This window comes from Vibrio sp. VGrn 2, from assembly GCF_009361695.1.
GTDB classification, from domain to species: Bacteria; Pseudomonadota; Gammaproteobacteria; order Enterobacterales; family Vibrionaceae; genus Vibrio; species Vibrio diabolicus.
This window is the reverse complement of record NZ_RBWD01000012.1, coordinates 55,438-70,105: the sequence shown is the minus strand read 5'-3', so window position 1 is coordinate 70,105 and position 14,668 is coordinate 55,438. Positions and strand designations below refer to the sequence as shown.

The window sequence follows — 14,668 nt, the reverse complement described above, 5'->3', positions numbered from 1 at the left end:
ACAGTCGTGCAGTATATGCAGAATTTGAAATTGATCAACATATTTTCCAGGTGGAAAGCAAATTAATTAGTCAAAGCGTCCGGTTTCTGGTAAAAGTAAGCGCGTTGATCAATATTCGGGAAAATTCGAACTATGAATGAAAGAAAGCAGGGGCGTAGAAGTGCTGAAGCCGCAGAACAAACTAAGTGTCTGATCCTTAAGGTGGCAGCAGATATGTTTTGTGAACTTGGTTACGAGCGTGTCTCACTGCGCAATATCAGTGAAAAGGCTGGTGTTTCACATAGTTTGATCCGTCACCACTTCGGCAGCAAAGAGAAGATTTGGCAAGCGGTTAGCGACGCGATGGATGAATTCATGCAGTGCTATATGGCTGAATTAATCAATGAGATGCCTGAGAACACACCTTCGAATAGAAAAATTTATCTGTTCATGGTTCGCATGCTGGCATTTGCGCTCGTTAATCCTCACCCAGTACAGATGATCGCTGATGCTATTCGCCAAGGCGATGATGGTGCCCTGCTGCAGTATTTCTTAAAGTCAAAAGATGAGTTTGCTGCGATATTTACCGGAATTTTTGAGCAGTACAACAGTGAAAACCCTAACGCCCAATTTGATCAGTGGGAATCAAAGTGGCAGATGTTGATTTTTGCACATGGTGCAATCAGTCTTACTCCGATGATGCAAGAGACATGGCCTGACATCGCTGATAATCGCGAAAAAATGCTGATCAAACATTGGGAGCTGTTCAATACGATCATGGCGTCTCAGTTTGGGATTGCAAAAGAAGACATGATTCATCCGGAAAAACTTGAAGATATCGTTATCGACATGTGTTGTACAATCGACAAAGCGGTCGGATAAGGCTGCAGAAACTACGATAACTTCCAAGCGTATATAAAACCGATATACATAAAAATGCCGAGCTAGAAAGCTCGGCATTTTTGCTTGTTTCTTGCCTCGCGAATACGCGAAGAATGACAATAATGAGTAACCTAACCGCGGTAGTAACGTTGCGGTACAAACGGCATTTTCTCAACCGTCATTGGTAGCATTTTTCCGCGTACTTCAGCGAACAATTCGGTACCAATCGCAGCAAGATCAGCACGCACATAACCCATTGAGACAGGCTTACCTGCATTTGGACCCGCAGTGCCGCTGGTGACAACGCCAATTTTAACGCCATCAGCATCAAACAATTCCGCGCCTTCACGGACTGGTGCTTTAGTTTGGCCGACCAAACCGACACGCTTGCGCGCCACATCTTTGGTCTCGATCTGCTTAAGAATAATATCCGCACCTGGGAAACCACCTTCACGTTCACCGCCGATACGACGAACCTTTTGGATGCCCCATAACAAGCTTGCTTCTACAGGTGTAGTTGTTGTGTCTAGGTCATGACCGTATAGGCAAAGACCACACTCGAGACGAAGTGAATCACGAGCACCAAGGCCAATCCATTCAACTTCCTCTTCCGCGGTCAGTTTACGTGCGAGATCTTCTGCCTTGTCAGCAGGAACCGAGATCTCGTAACCATCTTCGCCAGTGTAGCCACTACGAGAAACAATGCATTCGGCGCCTAAAATATCGACTTTACGAATATCCATGAACAGCATGTCAGAAACTTCTGGGGCAAAACGCGCCAATACAGCCGCTGCTTTAGGGCCTTGGATCGCAAGCAGAGCACGGTCTTCGATAATGTCTAGCTCAACACCAGATGGCAAATGCGCTTGTAGATGTGCAATGTCTTGTTCTTTGCATGCCGCGTTCACAACCACAAAAAGATGATCGCCTAGATTAGCTACCATCAAGTCGTCCATGATGCCGCCCTCTTCATTAGTGAAGAACGCATAACGCTGTTTACCAGACTCAAGATCCACAATATCCACTGGCACTAATGTTTCTAGGAACGCAGCTGCACCGTCACCGAGTAGGCGAAGTTGTCCCATATGAGAAACATCAAACAGACCTGCCGCATCACGAGTGTGTAAGTGTTCCTTTTTTACGCCTAGAGGATACTGAACAGGCATATCGTAACCCGCGAACGGGACCATTTTGGCACCAACTTCAACGTGAAGTGCGTGTAGTGGTGTTTTCAGTAGTTCTTGAGTCATTTTCGTCTCCATTTAGATAGACCCGAGAATGCTATCGGCATTCGATGTGTTTCCAATAATAAACACGGCTCATTCTATTTTGCACGAACAAGACGTAGATCGACTTGCAAAAGTGTGACTCTTAACATTTTAATCACAACAAATCGTACAAAAAAAGCGCTTTAATGAGTGTGTTCTCATCAAAAAAGCGCCTTTTCATCATAACGACCACCGACAGCAATCGTTTGCTTTCACTATAGGAAATTTACAATTATTTATCACTATTTGGCTGTCACCCACAAAATGTGCGCATCTTCCTCGCTAACACTGGTCAACATATGTCCCATGTTCGCATCGTAATAGACGCTGTCGCCCTCGCTTAGAACGACAGGTTCGTAGAACTCAGAATAGAACATGACCTCACCAGATAAGATAAGCAGAAATTCTTCACCATCATGACGAACCCAGTCTTTGTATTCATCAAAACTACGAGCACGAATTTGGCTCTTAAACGGCATCATTTTCTTATTGGAAAGTTGAGTAGCGAGCAGCTCATGTTCATAAGTTTGCGTTGGGTGTGGTTTGCCTTCATTCTTCTTGGTAACATCCCTACGCCCTGTCGCAACCTTTTTTCTAGGTGGCTCAAAGAGTTGCGGCATATCAATTTGTAAGCCAAGCGCCAATTTTTGCATTGCTTGAAATGTCGGAGAAATCTGCTCATTTTCTATTTTACTTAGTGTAGAACGAGCAAGCCCTGTTCGCTGACTGGCTTCTTCTAGTGTAATACCAAGTTTTGAGCGGATATCCTTGATACGCTGACCCAGCTTTAATGGCTCGATATTTTGATCAATTTGCTCTTTCGCTAACGTCATCGATGGGTATTCATCGTAAATACTTTCTGCCATAAATCCCTCTATAGATATCCTTATTTTTGTCCTACTAGCATTGTGCATTAAGCACATAGTGGATAAAAGTCCACCAAGTGAATTAAACCGTGCTCTTGTTAACAAATTTTGAAATCTTGTTTCCTATAGGAAATTTTTGGTTGATTGTTCCCGCCGCAGGCGCTATGTTACCAACTTGTTAGATGTAGAGATGCATATTTCCGTAAGAGATTGGTAAAGGAAACACGCAATCCGACGGAGTTTTTGCCCACATTTAGGGCCGGATGTTCACTCTGTTCTGCTATGCAGTTCAGCTGTTTTGAGGACAAATGAACCACAACCGCAAATCATAATTCATCTATTGCGGGTTCATTTTAAGATTTGGAAGGTCAACTACCATGAATAAGAGTTACCCTAACCACAGCTTGGAAAACTTTTTCTCTACCAACCTCTCTGCGACAGATGATGCTGTCTTTGCTGGAATTCAGGCGGAATCCGCTCGCCAAAACGAACAAATCGAACTTATCGCTTCTGAGAACATTGTTTCTAAAGCGGTAATGCAAGCTCAAGGCACATGCCTAACAAACAAATACGCTGAAGGTTATCCAGGTCGTCGTTACTACGGTGGTTGTGAGCACGTAGATACAGTGGAAGCCATTGCCATCGAACGCGCGAAAAAACTTTTTAATTGCGAATACGCAAACGTTCAACCTCACTCAGGCGCTCAAGCAAATGGTGCGGTGAAACTGGCTCTTCTTCAACCAGGTGACACCATTCTTGGCATGTCTTTGGACGCTGGTGGCCACCTAACACACGGTGCACGCCCAGCACTTTCTGGTAAATGGTTTAACGCAGTTCAATACGGCGTTGATCGCGAAACACTGGAAATCAACTACGACGACGTTCGTGCACTTGCAGTAGAACACAAACCAAAGATGATCATCGCGGGTGGCAGTGCTATTCCACGCGTTATCGATTTTGCTAAGTTCCGTGAAATCGCTGACGAAGTTGGCGCAATTCTTATGGTCGATATGGCACACATTGCTGGCCTTATCGCAACAGGTGCACACCCTAGCCCATTGCCACATGCGCATGTTGTGACCACCACAACACACAAAACATTGCGTGGCCCTCGCGGCGGTATGATCCTGACTAACCACGAAGACATCATTAAGAAAATCAACTCCGCCGTATTCCCTGGCCTACAAGGCGGCCCACTAATGCACGTTATCGCAGCAAAAGCGGTTGCATTTGGAGAGGCGCTTGGCCCTGAATTTAAAACTTATATTGATTCGGTGATCAATAACGCAAAAGTCCTAGCGGAAGTATTGCAAACTCGCGGTTGCGACATCGTAACTGGTGGCACAGACACGCACCTAATGCTGGTTGACCTTCGCCCTAAAGGCTTGAAAGGCAACAAAGCAGAAGAAGCTCTAGAACGTGCTGGGATCACATGTAACAAAAATGGCATCCCATTCGATACAGAGAAGCCTATGATTACATCGGGCATCCGTTTAGGAACGCCTGCGGGTACAAGCCGCGGCTTTGGCGCTGAAGAATTCAAACTCATCGGTAATTGGATTGGTGACGTACTGGATGGTTTGGTGAACAACCCAGAAGGTGACGCAGACGTTGAAAAACGCGTTCGCAAAGAAGTAAAAGAACTTTGCAGTCGCTTCCCTCTTTACCAATAAACGATTTTTTAAAAATCACAATAATTCCTGACAAGTTATTTGGAGATTAAGCAATGGACAAAACACTGAAGTTTACAGATAGCCACGAGTGGGTACGTGACAACGGTGACGGCACAGTAACACTTGGTATTTCTGAGCATGCGCAAGAAATGTTGGGTGACGTAGTATTCGTTGACCTACCAGACGTAGAAGACGAAGTAGAAGCAGGTGAAAGCTTCTCTTTGGTTGAGTCTGTAAAAGCAGCGTCAGATATCTACTCTCCTGTTACCGGTGAAATCGTAGAAATCAACGAAGAACTAGAAGACAGCCCAGAGCTAATCAACGAAGAACCGTACGAAGGTGGCTGGATTGTGAAAGTGAAGCTTTCAAACCCATCTGAGTTGGATGACTTAAAAGACGCGGAAGAATACCTAAACTCTATCGAAGAAGAGTAATTAGGATGTGACGAAAGCTGTTCCCTAGCCTGTTTAGAGAGCAGCTTTTTTTCTAGGTTCGGACGTATAATTAAATGTGTCACTAACGACCATTTCCGTTACCCGAGCCAAGGAGTAGGTAAAGGACAATGACTGAATTACTTCAAAGCCTCAGCACACAAAATGAGTTCGTTGGACGCCACAACGGACCAAGCAAATCAGACCAACAAAAAATGTTGGATGCCATCAACGCGGTAAGCCTTGACGCCCTCATCGAAGAAACCGTGCCTGCACAAATTCGCCTAGAACAACCAATGACGTTGGCAGAAGCGAAAAGCGAAGCAGACATGCTAGTGACGATGAAGCAGTTTGCTAAACAAAACCAAATTAAACGTACATTCATTGGCCAGGGCTACTACAACACGTTTACTCCAAACGTCATTCTACGTAACGTGCTAGAAAACCCTGGCTGGTATACCGCTTACACACCTTACCAACCTGAAATTTCTCAAGGTCGCTTGGAAGCCCTTTTAAACTTCCAACAAATGATCATCGACCTAACTGGTATGGAAATCGCGAACGCCTCATTGCTAGACGAAGCAACAGCGGCAGCAGAAGCAATGACTCTGTGTAAGCGCGCAGGTAAGAGCAAGAGTAACGTATTCTTTGTGGCTGACGATGTTCACCCACAAACGCTAGAAGTAGTAAAAACTCGTGCAAAATTCATCGGCTTTGAAGTTCTGGTTGGTTCGCTAGAATCCCTACCAGAGCAAGACGTGTTCGGCGCTTTAGTTCAATATCCAAGCACAACAGGTGAAGTTCGTGACCTAACGGACATCATCGCAAAAGCGCAAGCAAACAAAACGCTTGTCACTGTTGCGACTGACCTGCTTGCTTCTACCCTATTGAAGCCTGCTGGTGAAATGGGCGCAGACGTAGCAATCGGTTCTGCACAACGTTTTGGCGTTCCTATGGGTTACGGCGGTCCACACGCGGCATTCATGGCAACGCGTGACAAACACAAGCGCACCATGCCAGGTCGTGTGATCGGTGTTTCTATCGATACTAACGGCAACCAAGCACTGCGTATGGCAATGCAAACCCGTGAGCAGCATATCCGCCGCGAAAAAGCGACATCGAACATCTGTACCGCTCAAGCATTGCTAGCGAACATGGCGTCTTTCTACGCGGTTTACCACGGCGCAGAAGGTCTACGCACTATTGCTCGCCGTACACACCATATGACTGCGATTATCGCCGCTGGCCTAACCAAAGGCGGCTTTGAACTTGCTCATAACAGCTTCTTTGATACCATCACCATCAACACAGGTTCAAAAACAGAAGAGCTTTACGCAAAAGCACTTTCAGCAGACATCAACCTACGTCTACTACCTGGCAAGCTAGGTATTAGCTGTGACGAAACAACCACGGTCGCTGATGTAGAAGCACTATTTGCAGTCTTTGGTGTAAAAGAAGACGTAGCAGCACTATCGACGGAAATCGCAGGCAACGAGTTTGCGGCAATTCCAGAAGCGCTACGCCGCACAACAGAATACCTGACTCACCCTGTATTCAATACGCACCACAGCGAAACGCAAATGATGCGTTACCTGAAACAGCTAGAGAACAAAGACTTCTCGCTAACGCACGGCATGATCCCACTAGGCAGCTGTACGATGAAGCTGAATGCCGCGGCAGAGATGATTCCAATTACTTGGCCTGAGTTTGGTTCTATCCACCCATTCGCGCCAGCAGAACAAGCGGCGGGCTATGCAGCACTAGCGAAAGATCTAAAAGAGAAGCTTTGTGAGATCACAGGCTACGACGCATTCTCACTTCAGCCAAACTCTGGTGCATCTGGTGAGTACGCAGGTCTTATCGCGATTCAACGCTACCACGAAAGCCGTGGCGAAGGTCACCGCAACGTATGTTTGATCCCGAGCTCTGCGCACGGTACAAACCCTGCAACAGCGTCTATGGTGTCAATGAAAGTTGTGGTTGTTAAGTGTGATGAAGAAGGCAACATCGACATCGATGACCTAGCAGCGAAAATCGAGAAGCACAAAGACAACCTATCAAGCATTATGATCACTTACCCTTCTACGCACGGCGTTTACGAAGAGAAAGTGAAAGAAGTGTGTGAAATGGTTCATGCCGCTGGCGGTCAGGTTTACCTAGACGGCGCTAATATGAACGCACAGGTTGGTCTAACATCACCAGGCTTCATCGGTTCAGACGTTTCTCACCTAAACCTACACAAAACCTTCTGCATCCCGCACGGTGGTGGCGGTCCGGGTATGGGTCCTATCGGAGTGAAATCTCACCTAGCGCCTTTCCTACCAGGCCATATTGAAGACGGCGTAGAAGGCGAAGATTTTGCTGTATCAGCAGCAGATATGGGTAGCGCTTCTATCCTACCGATCTCTTGGGCTTACATCGCAATGATGGGCGAAGCAGGCCTAACAGATGCAACAAAAGTAGCAATTCTGAACGCAAACTACGTGATGGAAACACTTCGCCAACACTACCCTGTTCTTTATCGTGGCAAAAATGGTCGTGTAGCGCACGAATGTATTATCGACATTCGTCCACTGAAAGAAGAAACAGGCATCAGCGAAGAAGACATTGCGAAGCGTCTAATGGACTACGGTTTCCACGCACCAACTATGTCGTTCCCTGTAGCGGGCACGCTAATGGTTGAGCCAACGGAATCGGAAGATCTAGAGGAGCTAGACCGCTTCTGTGATGCGATGATTGCAATCCGCGAAGAAATGGAAAAAGTGAAAAACGATGAATGGCCACTAGAGAACAACCCTCTCGTTAATGCGCCACACACGCAAGTTGACCTTTCTGCTGAAGAGTGGGACCGTCCTTACTCTCGCGAGCTTGGCTGCTTCCCTTCTAAAGCGACCAAATCTTGGAAGTACTGGCCAACAGTAAACCGCGTAGATAACGTATACGGCGACCGTAACCTAATCTGCTCGTGCCCAAGCATCGATAACTACGAAGATTAATTTTTGGCAGCATCTAAATAGACAAAGGCGAACCGTTTGGTTCGCCTTTTTTATATGAGCAGCTAAGCCACCATTCCCTTTCATTCTTTTAGAACTTGAACTGTATCTATATAACTGATTAGTACACGTATGAGTAGTGACTGCTGTGTGAACTATGGGAACTATGCGAACGGTGTGAACTATGGCTGGAGTGAGAACGGTGGCTGTAATGTGCCGCTAGTAGGTTCTCACCTTCAGTCGGAGCTAGGTTGATCACACGCGCTTGGCCGTCTACTTGTAGAGTAGATAGGATAGAACTAGCTTCAGTGATTGGCGTACTTGCTGGCGCTGCTGCTGCACCAAAAGATAGTGTAGCTGCTAGAACGCTGGTAACTAGAGTTTTGATTTTATGAATAGGTGATTTATCACCACTTTTCTTTAGAGATGGTAGTTTCATTATGCCTCCACTGGCACGATATTAATTGTATCTGTTAACAAGAACTTTTCGTTCGTTGATGAGAAGAAACCGGCACATTCCGGCTTCATACTGCACAACTCACAAGATGGGTGGTACGCAGTTTTGAAATCACTAATACTTTGACGACAATGATTCCAAATTGATGGATCGACAAGGCAAAACGGTAGGTTGAAGACAGACACGTTCATACCAAACAGAGTGAGCATCCCAACCACACGGGATAGCTTTGCTTTATACTCAACCGGATCGATCCACAAATCTTTGTAGTTCATCTTCGCAAAACCCATGTTCTCCATCCCCATTAGGGCTACGTGGTTCACGAATGGTAAGTTGCGATGAATAAACTCAACTAATAGGTCCAACTCTTCTACAGTATGTTTGTGAAGAACGACGCGTAATTCTACTTCGATGCCTTGGCGCTTACACTCATAAATACCATTGATAGTTTGCTCAAATGCGCCTTTTGCTTGAACAATGTAATCGTGGATATCTGAAGTTGCACCGAACAGCGGGATACCTACGAACAATTTCTTAGTCGTAGCGCCCAGCTCTTTCGTGTAGTCGCGGTAAGCAAAGAAACGGCCATTTGATAGCAATTGGATAACTGTTTCGGGAAATTTCTCTGATGCTTTGCTAATCACCTCGATCAAGCCTTCGCGAATCATTGTCGGCTCACCGCCAGTGATCCCAAGTGATTCTGGTGCATCGCATTCACGAATCAGAGATATAATCTCTAACAAGTAATCAGTACAGTGCTCAATTGAGACCGGCTTAGGTGGTTGCGGACACATAACACAATAGTTATTACACGCGTCCGTAACGAACAGCGCATTGTTGCCCGACTCTGGGTTAAACATCACGCGGATTTTACCACTTGGTGCGATCTGCAGTACTGAACCTTCTACCAAGTAATCGTAATCAATCTTGACCACTGGTAAACTTACTTCGCCTACTGGTTGTTTGGTAACAATAAGGGAAGCCTTCTCCAACATCGTTTGATCTAGCTCACCACCTTTGTAGTAGTACAGTACGTTTTTGCCCTGATAATCGTCAGACCATGAGCATACAGCTAAACCTAGTTGTTCGCCCTGGATACCAGTCGTCTCCGACTTCAGCGCTACTTTGAACTTTTCCACAATTAACCTCGCATCCAACGCAACATGATTGCTTTTGTTTCTGCATCACCATTCAGCCACAAGTTAATAATGTGCTGGATGATAGCTTTGTTACGGTAGCAATATGAATCAGTTGGACGGTGGCCAACCACATCACCTTGAGTCTGCAGGCGACGAACCGGCTCCGAACCACAAAATGGTGCGTATGCACAATCGCTACAAGCCGGCAATGCTTCGTTCAAAGCTGCTGACGCGATTAGTTGCATTGGCTCACCAAAGAACAACTGCTCGTAGCTATCTGTCAAGACATTGCCTAAGCAGAAAGTATCATCGCCAGTTTCGGCCATCATGCGGGATTCATCGCTTGGGTAAACCTTACCGTTGTAGTTGTACAGCGTTACGTTGAAGCCGGTTCCTGTTGGACTCTGCAGATCAACAAACCCAATGCTCCAAGGTGTCATAAGCTTGCGCAGAATTAGACCAGCAAAACACTCTTCAAAAGGAATGCCTTTCTTATTTATTTCAATGATATAATCCAACATTTCCTTGTAGAACTGTAGGAATTCATCCGTTGTGTAGCCGATCTTACGCGCTGCTTTCTCCGCGAAACCGTACGGGTTAAGTTCGCGGATAAAGACTTGGTGTAGGCCTTGGCGAACGTACTCGTCAATAATCTCTTTCGGGTAATTGAGTGATTCTTTGGTTGTCGTCATAAGTGCAGACAAGCGAAGTTCACCATACATCTCACGAACCATATCAAAGCTACGGATCACTTTTTCGTAGCTATTGCCGCCCGACGTAGGACGGTTCAGGTTGTGTAGCGCAGCATGACCATCAAGGGAAGTAGAGATTTCTACGTTATGCTCTTTGAAGAATTCAAGGTCTTCGTGAGTAACGTTCGTAAGATTCGTGCAGATAACAAATACGATTTCTTTACCTACGTGCTCATTCTTTTCTTTCGCCAGTAGTACCGCTTTCTTAACCTGGTTTAAAGCTAGTAGAGATTCACCGCCTTGGAATTCCATAGTGACGGACATAGATGGACTCTGCAGCATGATGTCGATAGAGCGTTCGAGAACTTCATCGCTCATGTCGTAGCAACCTTTGTCCGCATTCTCTGTCTTACGGCTAACCTGGCAGTAAGAACAGCTATGGTTACAACGTAGCGTCATACAGAAGATGTGAAGCTTGCTGAAACCGACAATAAAGTCTTTCTTGGTCTTTAGCTTAGATGCCAAGATTTCCATACCTAGCGTTATGTCACCGCTGTAAATGAAGTGCTTCGATTTCAGTTCGCGGTAAAGCTTTGATGTTGGGACCAGTTGGTTGTTAACCAATGCTTGTAACGCTTCGTTGCTTAGGAGCATCCATTCACCAAAGTCATTACTGATAAGGTGCTCTTCTTCCGAGAAGCGTGATAGCTTGAAAGGCATCAAGCGGTAACTTTCCGCATCGGTGAATTCGGATAATGGTAAGAACTTAGCCATGATCGATACTTAACTTTTTAATAGCCGTAGCTTGTAGAACGTAGTTAAGAAAAGAACCAATTACTTGTTGCTTCTCTTCAGGGCCGTATTCCTGGTTCACTTGGAAATCAAGAGATACAGTGCCTTGGTTTTTCTGCACATCAACCTTAGTGTGCTCTTTAAATGCTTTGCGTGCGTCGCTGATAGCTGACATGTCGCAAGTTGTCAAAGATAGTGTGAAACTCATAACTAACCTTTTTGAGCCAAGATGTTTAGCGGATCATCTTTGTACTTGTCATTAACGCCAGGTACTTGAGTTGGTTTGTTATCGATGCCCTTAGCTGCTTCAGCAAACGCAGCGGATACGATAGCTTCACGAATAGCTCCAGTTTCTTTTAGAACGATCTGGCGAACAGCTTGGTCACAAACTTCATTCATGAAGCGACCACACGTAGCAGCCACATCATCTGCAGATGGATTACGGTTATTAGCAAAAGCGATGTTCACTTCGTAGTTCTCACCGTTTTCACCAATATATACGTAGAATTCGCCAGTGAAGTCGTACGCTACTTTTAGCAATGCTTCAATTGGGTATGCAGTTTTGGAAAGAGTAACTTTGCCAGCTACACCTAGGTCATTGTGAAGAGTTGTAATATTCATTAGTAAAGTCTTACATGTTAAAAATCGGTCGGATTATGTACAGCGCAACGACAATTTAGAGTTCACCTCTGAGTTAATTCCACCTTAGATTCCTTTGTCATCCAACCTAAAAAATCCAACCGTAAATATCGACGCGGAAACTATCATCAACACCCTAATATTAAATTGATTGATATCAAATGATGTGGCTATGCTCCCTTTAATTGTGGGTCACATTTAACCGCAGAGGCTAATCAACTAAGTTTGCTAAGTAGTGATTCACAATAATCCGCACACCATACAGATAAGTTTTAGAATCTTCAAAAACGATATTTAATTGATTGCATAGATATTTTTATTTGTCTTCTTTATGAATTCTTACTTGACATCATTTCAATGACTTCCTAAATATTTGCTCTTTTATGTAAGAACCTGACGCGTGGCAAGTAGATTCCTAGTCTCGCTTATCCTCACTGGAATGACCCAATTGAAAACACCGAGTGTAGTGATTCAGCTTTTGCGATTGAATTTGAGTAACCCACTAAACACCAAGCTTCAAGATCAAAAAAGGCGAACCCATTGGCTCGCCTCTTTTGTCAGTAAGGATTTGTTAGCTCGCTTTTGATCCGGCGTGCTGCTCTACCATAAACGCGATCACTTCTTCGTTTAAGCAAGATTTGCTGATGTATTGGCGTTGTTTACCAAGGTGAAGGATAAAGCCCAAATCAGTTTGTTCCAGTTGGTCGATTTCATTCCATGCGAGGCTGCGGTCAACTTTACCGCTTTTGTAGCGCACGCCATCTGCATTTACTTCAAACACTACTTTGCTGCCACGGCTTGAACTGATGGTTTGACGCCAAAGCCACCAAGTTCTTTTGAAGTAAACGCTGCACGCTTCAATCACACTCAATACGATAAAGAACCAACCGACATAACCGTTAGGTAGCAGTTCAAACTCCAATAAAACCACACCAAAGATAAGAAACAGCATCCCTTTTAGGTACGCCTGTGGAAACTTCGTTGGTTGGCTAGTTTGATCATAACACTCAGCAAAGAAAGGTTTGTCGAGTATGTATTCTGTAGTGAATTCGAAATCTTTAGACATGTATGGTTACTTCAAGGCTTCTGTAAATGAGTAATCTTGGTTGCACTCTCGCAACGCCTGCATTGTAGCGCTTCTCGGGATTTATCTTTAGTCCTTTTGATTCTGTTTTGTAAATCAATGATACCGCCACGCAAAAAGACCTCGGTGCACTCGCCAAGATCAAACAAGGCGAACCACTTGGCTCGCCTTGTTAATTAATGGCCTGTGTTAAGTAATAACCTATGTGACTTCTTGAGTTTTCTACTTTAGAGGGTCGTTGTCTGGCAATGCACTGTGTATCCATACTGCCAGTCGGTGTTTGATGCTTGCGCCGTCTAGCTTACTTTCCGGTAGTGGCGTTATCTGTTTTGCATCAACCAAGAATAGGTAAATCGCTTTTACTCTCAGAGGTTGTGGTGACTGTGGAAGGTCAAAACCTTGTAGTTTCGCCATCTTCCCACCAATCTCTAGTGCCTTCTTGACCAGTTTGTCTTCATTGTGAAGCTTGGAGCTTTTTGACATTGATAAATCCTCTTCTTCGCTTCGGCTAAGAATACATGAAGTGTCACGTATGGCGTGTTAGTAAGCTCGCATATTGATAAGTTTATGCCTTACTACCGAGTGGTCGATTAAAAAACAACCTTTTCGCGGCATGTTTTCTGTGTATACTTCCGTGCAGAACATCCGAATGGGCTTGGGCGCAGACTCCAAATGATTTATTTAGGACAAAGATCATGTTCACCGTAAACGAGCCATTTCGGCAAATATGCGGTTTCTGGAATTGTCCAGCCATACTTATCGTATGCCAATGCAGCAAGACCAGTCAGTTTTAGAGAAACATTCCCTTTTGGCGAATAACGAACATCTTCATTCATGTAGAACTGGTAATGCGTCTCTAACGCATCTCTCAGTGCTTCTTGATAATGTGCCTCATCGCCATCTATAATGGCAACAAACACATTCACAAATGGAATAAACAAAGAGTGTACATATGGCACCCTGGTTGATTCTAAATATTGCGGGGAGGATTTCTCCATCACAGTTTGCAATAACTCTGGTAACGCTGATGAATTGCTAAATACACCGCTAACGAACTCGACCAGCGCAACATCGAAAGGATCTTTTAAACGCACTAACGACTCATCCATGATGGTCATCAGCTCTACACAGCGCCAATCTCTCGCAGCCATCGCTAAACAGATTTCATCCAACCATGCATCCATCGTTCCCCCCGCAACAGAACGGTTACCTACTTCCGAAAAATGTCGGTGCCCAACGGAGAATTCAACAACTTGATCTGAATGATTGGCCAGTAAGTACACGTTATTCAGTAACTCAAGCGCTCTTTTTATATAAGCTGGCGAGGCCTGATGTTGTCCATATTTTGAAGCAGTAAAAAATGCCTGAAGCGAATCCCAAGCATCGCCTTTCATTCTTTTAAGAGGTTGCTTATAAAAAGATTGTTTTTCATCAAGCATTCTTTCCCAGAAGTTGTAGAAATCTTCATCTTCCTCACGAAAAATACGCAATTTTCTTTCTTCAGGTATCTCTAAATAGTGATTTTTCATTTGTTCCATCGTTCCCTAGCCTCGCATTATAAGTTGTTCTAATTTTTTGCCGTGATGATATTCATCTTCAAAATCAAGCCGTGAATGATGCCGAAGTTGATTTATAAAATCAATTTATAATCAGTATGTTGCATCGAAAGTTAATGCTTAATTGAAATGAATCGAAAAGCCGAAAAACATTTGAAATATAAGGCTACCGCACAAGCCGCGATGGGTAAGCCAGAACGTACCTGTCCATAAACAG

Annotated in this window: 14 protein-coding genes; 4 read left to right on the top strand and 10 right to left on the bottom strand. The window is 44.7% G+C overall.

From position 1 onward, the window contains the following. Positions 1 to 132 precede the first annotated feature (132 nt). Positions 133 to 861 carry an efflux transporter transcriptional repressor VdeR gene (gene vdeR / locus D8S93_RS18270; RefSeq protein WP_006742273.1) on the top strand — a complete coding sequence of 243 codons (729 nt, stop codon included), beginning with the start codon at positions 133 to 135 and terminating at the stop codon, positions 859 to 861. Positions 862 to 992: 131 nt separating this feature from the next. On the opposite strand, the gene gcvT is transcribed toward vdeR, so the two are convergent. Both gcvT and D8S93_RS18260 read right to left on the bottom strand, forming a co-directional pair. Then, positions 993 to 2,111: a glycine cleavage system aminomethyltransferase GcvT gene (gene gcvT / locus D8S93_RS18265; protein WP_152814629.1), complete on the bottom strand. Its 1,119-nt coding sequence runs from the start codon at positions 2,109 to 2,111 to the stop codon at positions 993 to 995. 260 nt (positions 2,112 to 2,371) lie between these two features. Further along, positions 2,372 to 2,995 (bottom strand): helix-turn-helix domain-containing protein, encoded by a 624-nt coding sequence (locus D8S93_RS18260; RefSeq protein ID WP_152814627.1) that lies wholly within the window; start codon positions 2,993 to 2,995, stop codon positions 2,372 to 2,374. Positions 2,996 to 3,372: 377 nt separating this feature from the next. On the opposite strand from D8S93_RS18260, the gene D8S93_RS18255 reads away from it, so the two are divergent. The 3 genes from D8S93_RS18255 to gcvP all read left to right on the top strand — a co-directional run bounded on the left by D8S93_RS18255 (position 3,373) and on the right by gcvP (position 8,095). Beyond that, positions 3,373 to 4,668 carry a serine hydroxymethyltransferase gene (locus tag D8S93_RS18255; protein WP_005395177.1) on the top strand — a complete coding sequence of 432 codons (1,296 nt, stop codon included), beginning with the start codon at positions 3,373 to 3,375 and terminating at the stop codon, positions 4,666 to 4,668. 53 nt (positions 4,669 to 4,721) lie between these two features. Continuing rightward, complete coding sequence (gene gcvH, locus D8S93_RS18250; RefSeq protein ID WP_046876056.1) at positions 4,722 to 5,102, top strand: glycine cleavage system protein GcvH; 381 nt, start codon at positions 4,722 to 4,724, stop codon at positions 5,100 to 5,102. 128 nt (positions 5,103 to 5,230) lie between these two features. Further along, the gene (gcvP, locus tag D8S93_RS18245) at positions 5,231 to 8,095 is read left to right on the top strand and encodes an aminomethyl-transferring glycine dehydrogenase (protein ID WP_152814625.1); all 2,865 of its coding nucleotides are present in this window, start codon (positions 5,231 to 5,233) and stop codon (positions 8,093 to 8,095) included. 118 nt (positions 8,096 to 8,213) lie between these two features. Here the strand turns inward: gcvP and D8S93_RS18240 are convergent, their stop codons facing one another. The 8 genes from D8S93_RS18240 to D8S93_RS18205 form a co-directional block, all read right to left on the bottom strand. Then, positions 8,214 to 8,531: a hypothetical protein gene (locus D8S93_RS18240; protein ID WP_025523353.1), complete on the bottom strand. Its 318-nt coding sequence runs from the start codon at positions 8,529 to 8,531 to the stop codon at positions 8,214 to 8,216. Continuing rightward, positions 8,531 to 9,688, bottom strand: coding sequence for a His-Xaa-Ser system radical SAM maturase HxsC (gene hxsC, locus D8S93_RS18235; protein WP_025545765.1), 1,158 nt, complete (start codon positions 9,686 to 9,688; stop codon positions 8,531 to 8,533). The genes D8S93_RS18240 and hxsC overlap by 1 nt, the downstream gene beginning before the upstream one ends. A gap of 2 nt (positions 9,689 to 9,690) precedes the next feature. Next, positions 9,691 to 11,154 carry a His-Xaa-Ser system radical SAM maturase HxsB gene (gene hxsB, locus D8S93_RS18230; protein WP_025523442.1) on the bottom strand — a complete coding sequence of 488 codons (1,464 nt, stop codon included), beginning with the start codon at positions 11,152 to 11,154 and terminating at the stop codon, positions 9,691 to 9,693. After that, positions 11,147 to 11,347: a hypothetical protein gene (locus D8S93_RS18225; protein ID WP_227484007.1), complete on the bottom strand. Its 201-nt coding sequence runs from the start codon at positions 11,345 to 11,347 to the stop codon at positions 11,147 to 11,149. The genes hxsB and D8S93_RS18225 overlap by 8 nt, the downstream gene beginning before the upstream one ends. A gap of 35 nt (positions 11,348 to 11,382) precedes the next feature. Beyond that, on the bottom strand, positions 11,383 to 11,793 hold the full coding sequence (gene hxsD / locus D8S93_RS18220; protein WP_025523439.1) for a His-Xaa-Ser system protein HxsD: 411 nt from the start codon (positions 11,791 to 11,793) through the stop codon (positions 11,383 to 11,385). Positions 11,794 to 12,382: 589 nt separating this feature from the next. Continuing rightward, on the bottom strand, positions 12,383 to 12,877 hold the full coding sequence (locus tag D8S93_RS18215; protein WP_152814622.1) for a YcxB family protein: 495 nt from the start codon (positions 12,875 to 12,877) through the stop codon (positions 12,383 to 12,385). Positions 12,878 to 13,117: 240 nt separating this feature from the next. Then, complete coding sequence (locus D8S93_RS18210; RefSeq protein ID WP_005376453.1) at positions 13,118 to 13,378, bottom strand: DUF5062 family protein; 261 nt, start codon at positions 13,376 to 13,378, stop codon at positions 13,118 to 13,120. Positions 13,379 to 13,572: 194 nt separating this feature from the next. Continuing rightward, positions 13,573 to 14,433: an immunity 49 family protein gene (locus tag D8S93_RS18205; RefSeq protein ID WP_152814620.1), complete on the bottom strand. Its 861-nt coding sequence runs from the start codon at positions 14,431 to 14,433 to the stop codon at positions 13,573 to 13,575. Between the last annotated feature and the right edge of the window lie 235 nt (positions 14,434 to 14,668).

Bases quoted from the DNA above. Each gene is read 5' to 3' on its own strand.
- vdeR (WP_006742273.1), top strand. From the start codon at position 133: ATGAATGAAAGAAAGCAGGGGCGTAGAAGTGCTGAAGCCGCAGAACAA.
- gcvT (WP_152814629.1), bottom strand. From the start codon at position 2,111: ATGACTCAAGAACTACTGAAAACACCACTACACGCACTTCACGTTGAA.
- D8S93_RS18260 (WP_152814627.1), bottom strand. From the start codon at position 2,995: ATGGCAGAAAGTATTTACGATGAATACCCATCGATGACGTTAGCGAAA.
- D8S93_RS18255 (WP_005395177.1), top strand. From the start codon at position 3,373: ATGAATAAGAGTTACCCTAACCACAGCTTGGAAAACTTTTTCTCTACC.
- gcvH (WP_046876056.1), top strand. From the start codon at position 4,722: ATGGACAAAACACTGAAGTTTACAGATAGCCACGAGTGGGTACGTGAC.
- gcvP (WP_152814625.1), top strand. From the start codon at position 5,231: ATGACTGAATTACTTCAAAGCCTCAGCACACAAAATGAGTTCGTTGGA.
- D8S93_RS18240 (WP_025523353.1), bottom strand. From the start codon at position 8,531: ATGAAACTACCATCTCTAAAGAAAAGTGGTGATAAATCACCTATTCAT.
- hxsB (WP_025523442.1), bottom strand. From the start codon at position 11,154: ATGGCTAAGTTCTTACCATTATCCGAATTCACCGATGCGGAAAGTTAC.
- D8S93_RS18225 (WP_227484007.1), bottom strand. From the start codon at position 11,347: ATGTCAGCTATCAGCGACGCACGCAAAGCATTTAAAGAGCACACTAAG.
- hxsD (WP_025523439.1), bottom strand. From the start codon at position 11,793: ATGAATATTACAACTCTTCACAATGACCTAGGTGTAGCTGGCAAAGTT.
- D8S93_RS18215 (WP_152814622.1), bottom strand. From the start codon at position 12,877: ATGTCTAAAGATTTCGAATTCACTACAGAATACATACTCGACAAACCT.
- D8S93_RS18210 (WP_005376453.1), bottom strand. From the start codon at position 13,378: ATGTCAAAAAGCTCCAAGCTTCACAATGAAGACAAACTGGTCAAGAAG.
- D8S93_RS18205 (WP_152814620.1), bottom strand. From the start codon at position 14,433: ATGGAACAAATGAAAAATCACTATTTAGAGATACCTGAAGAAAGAAAA.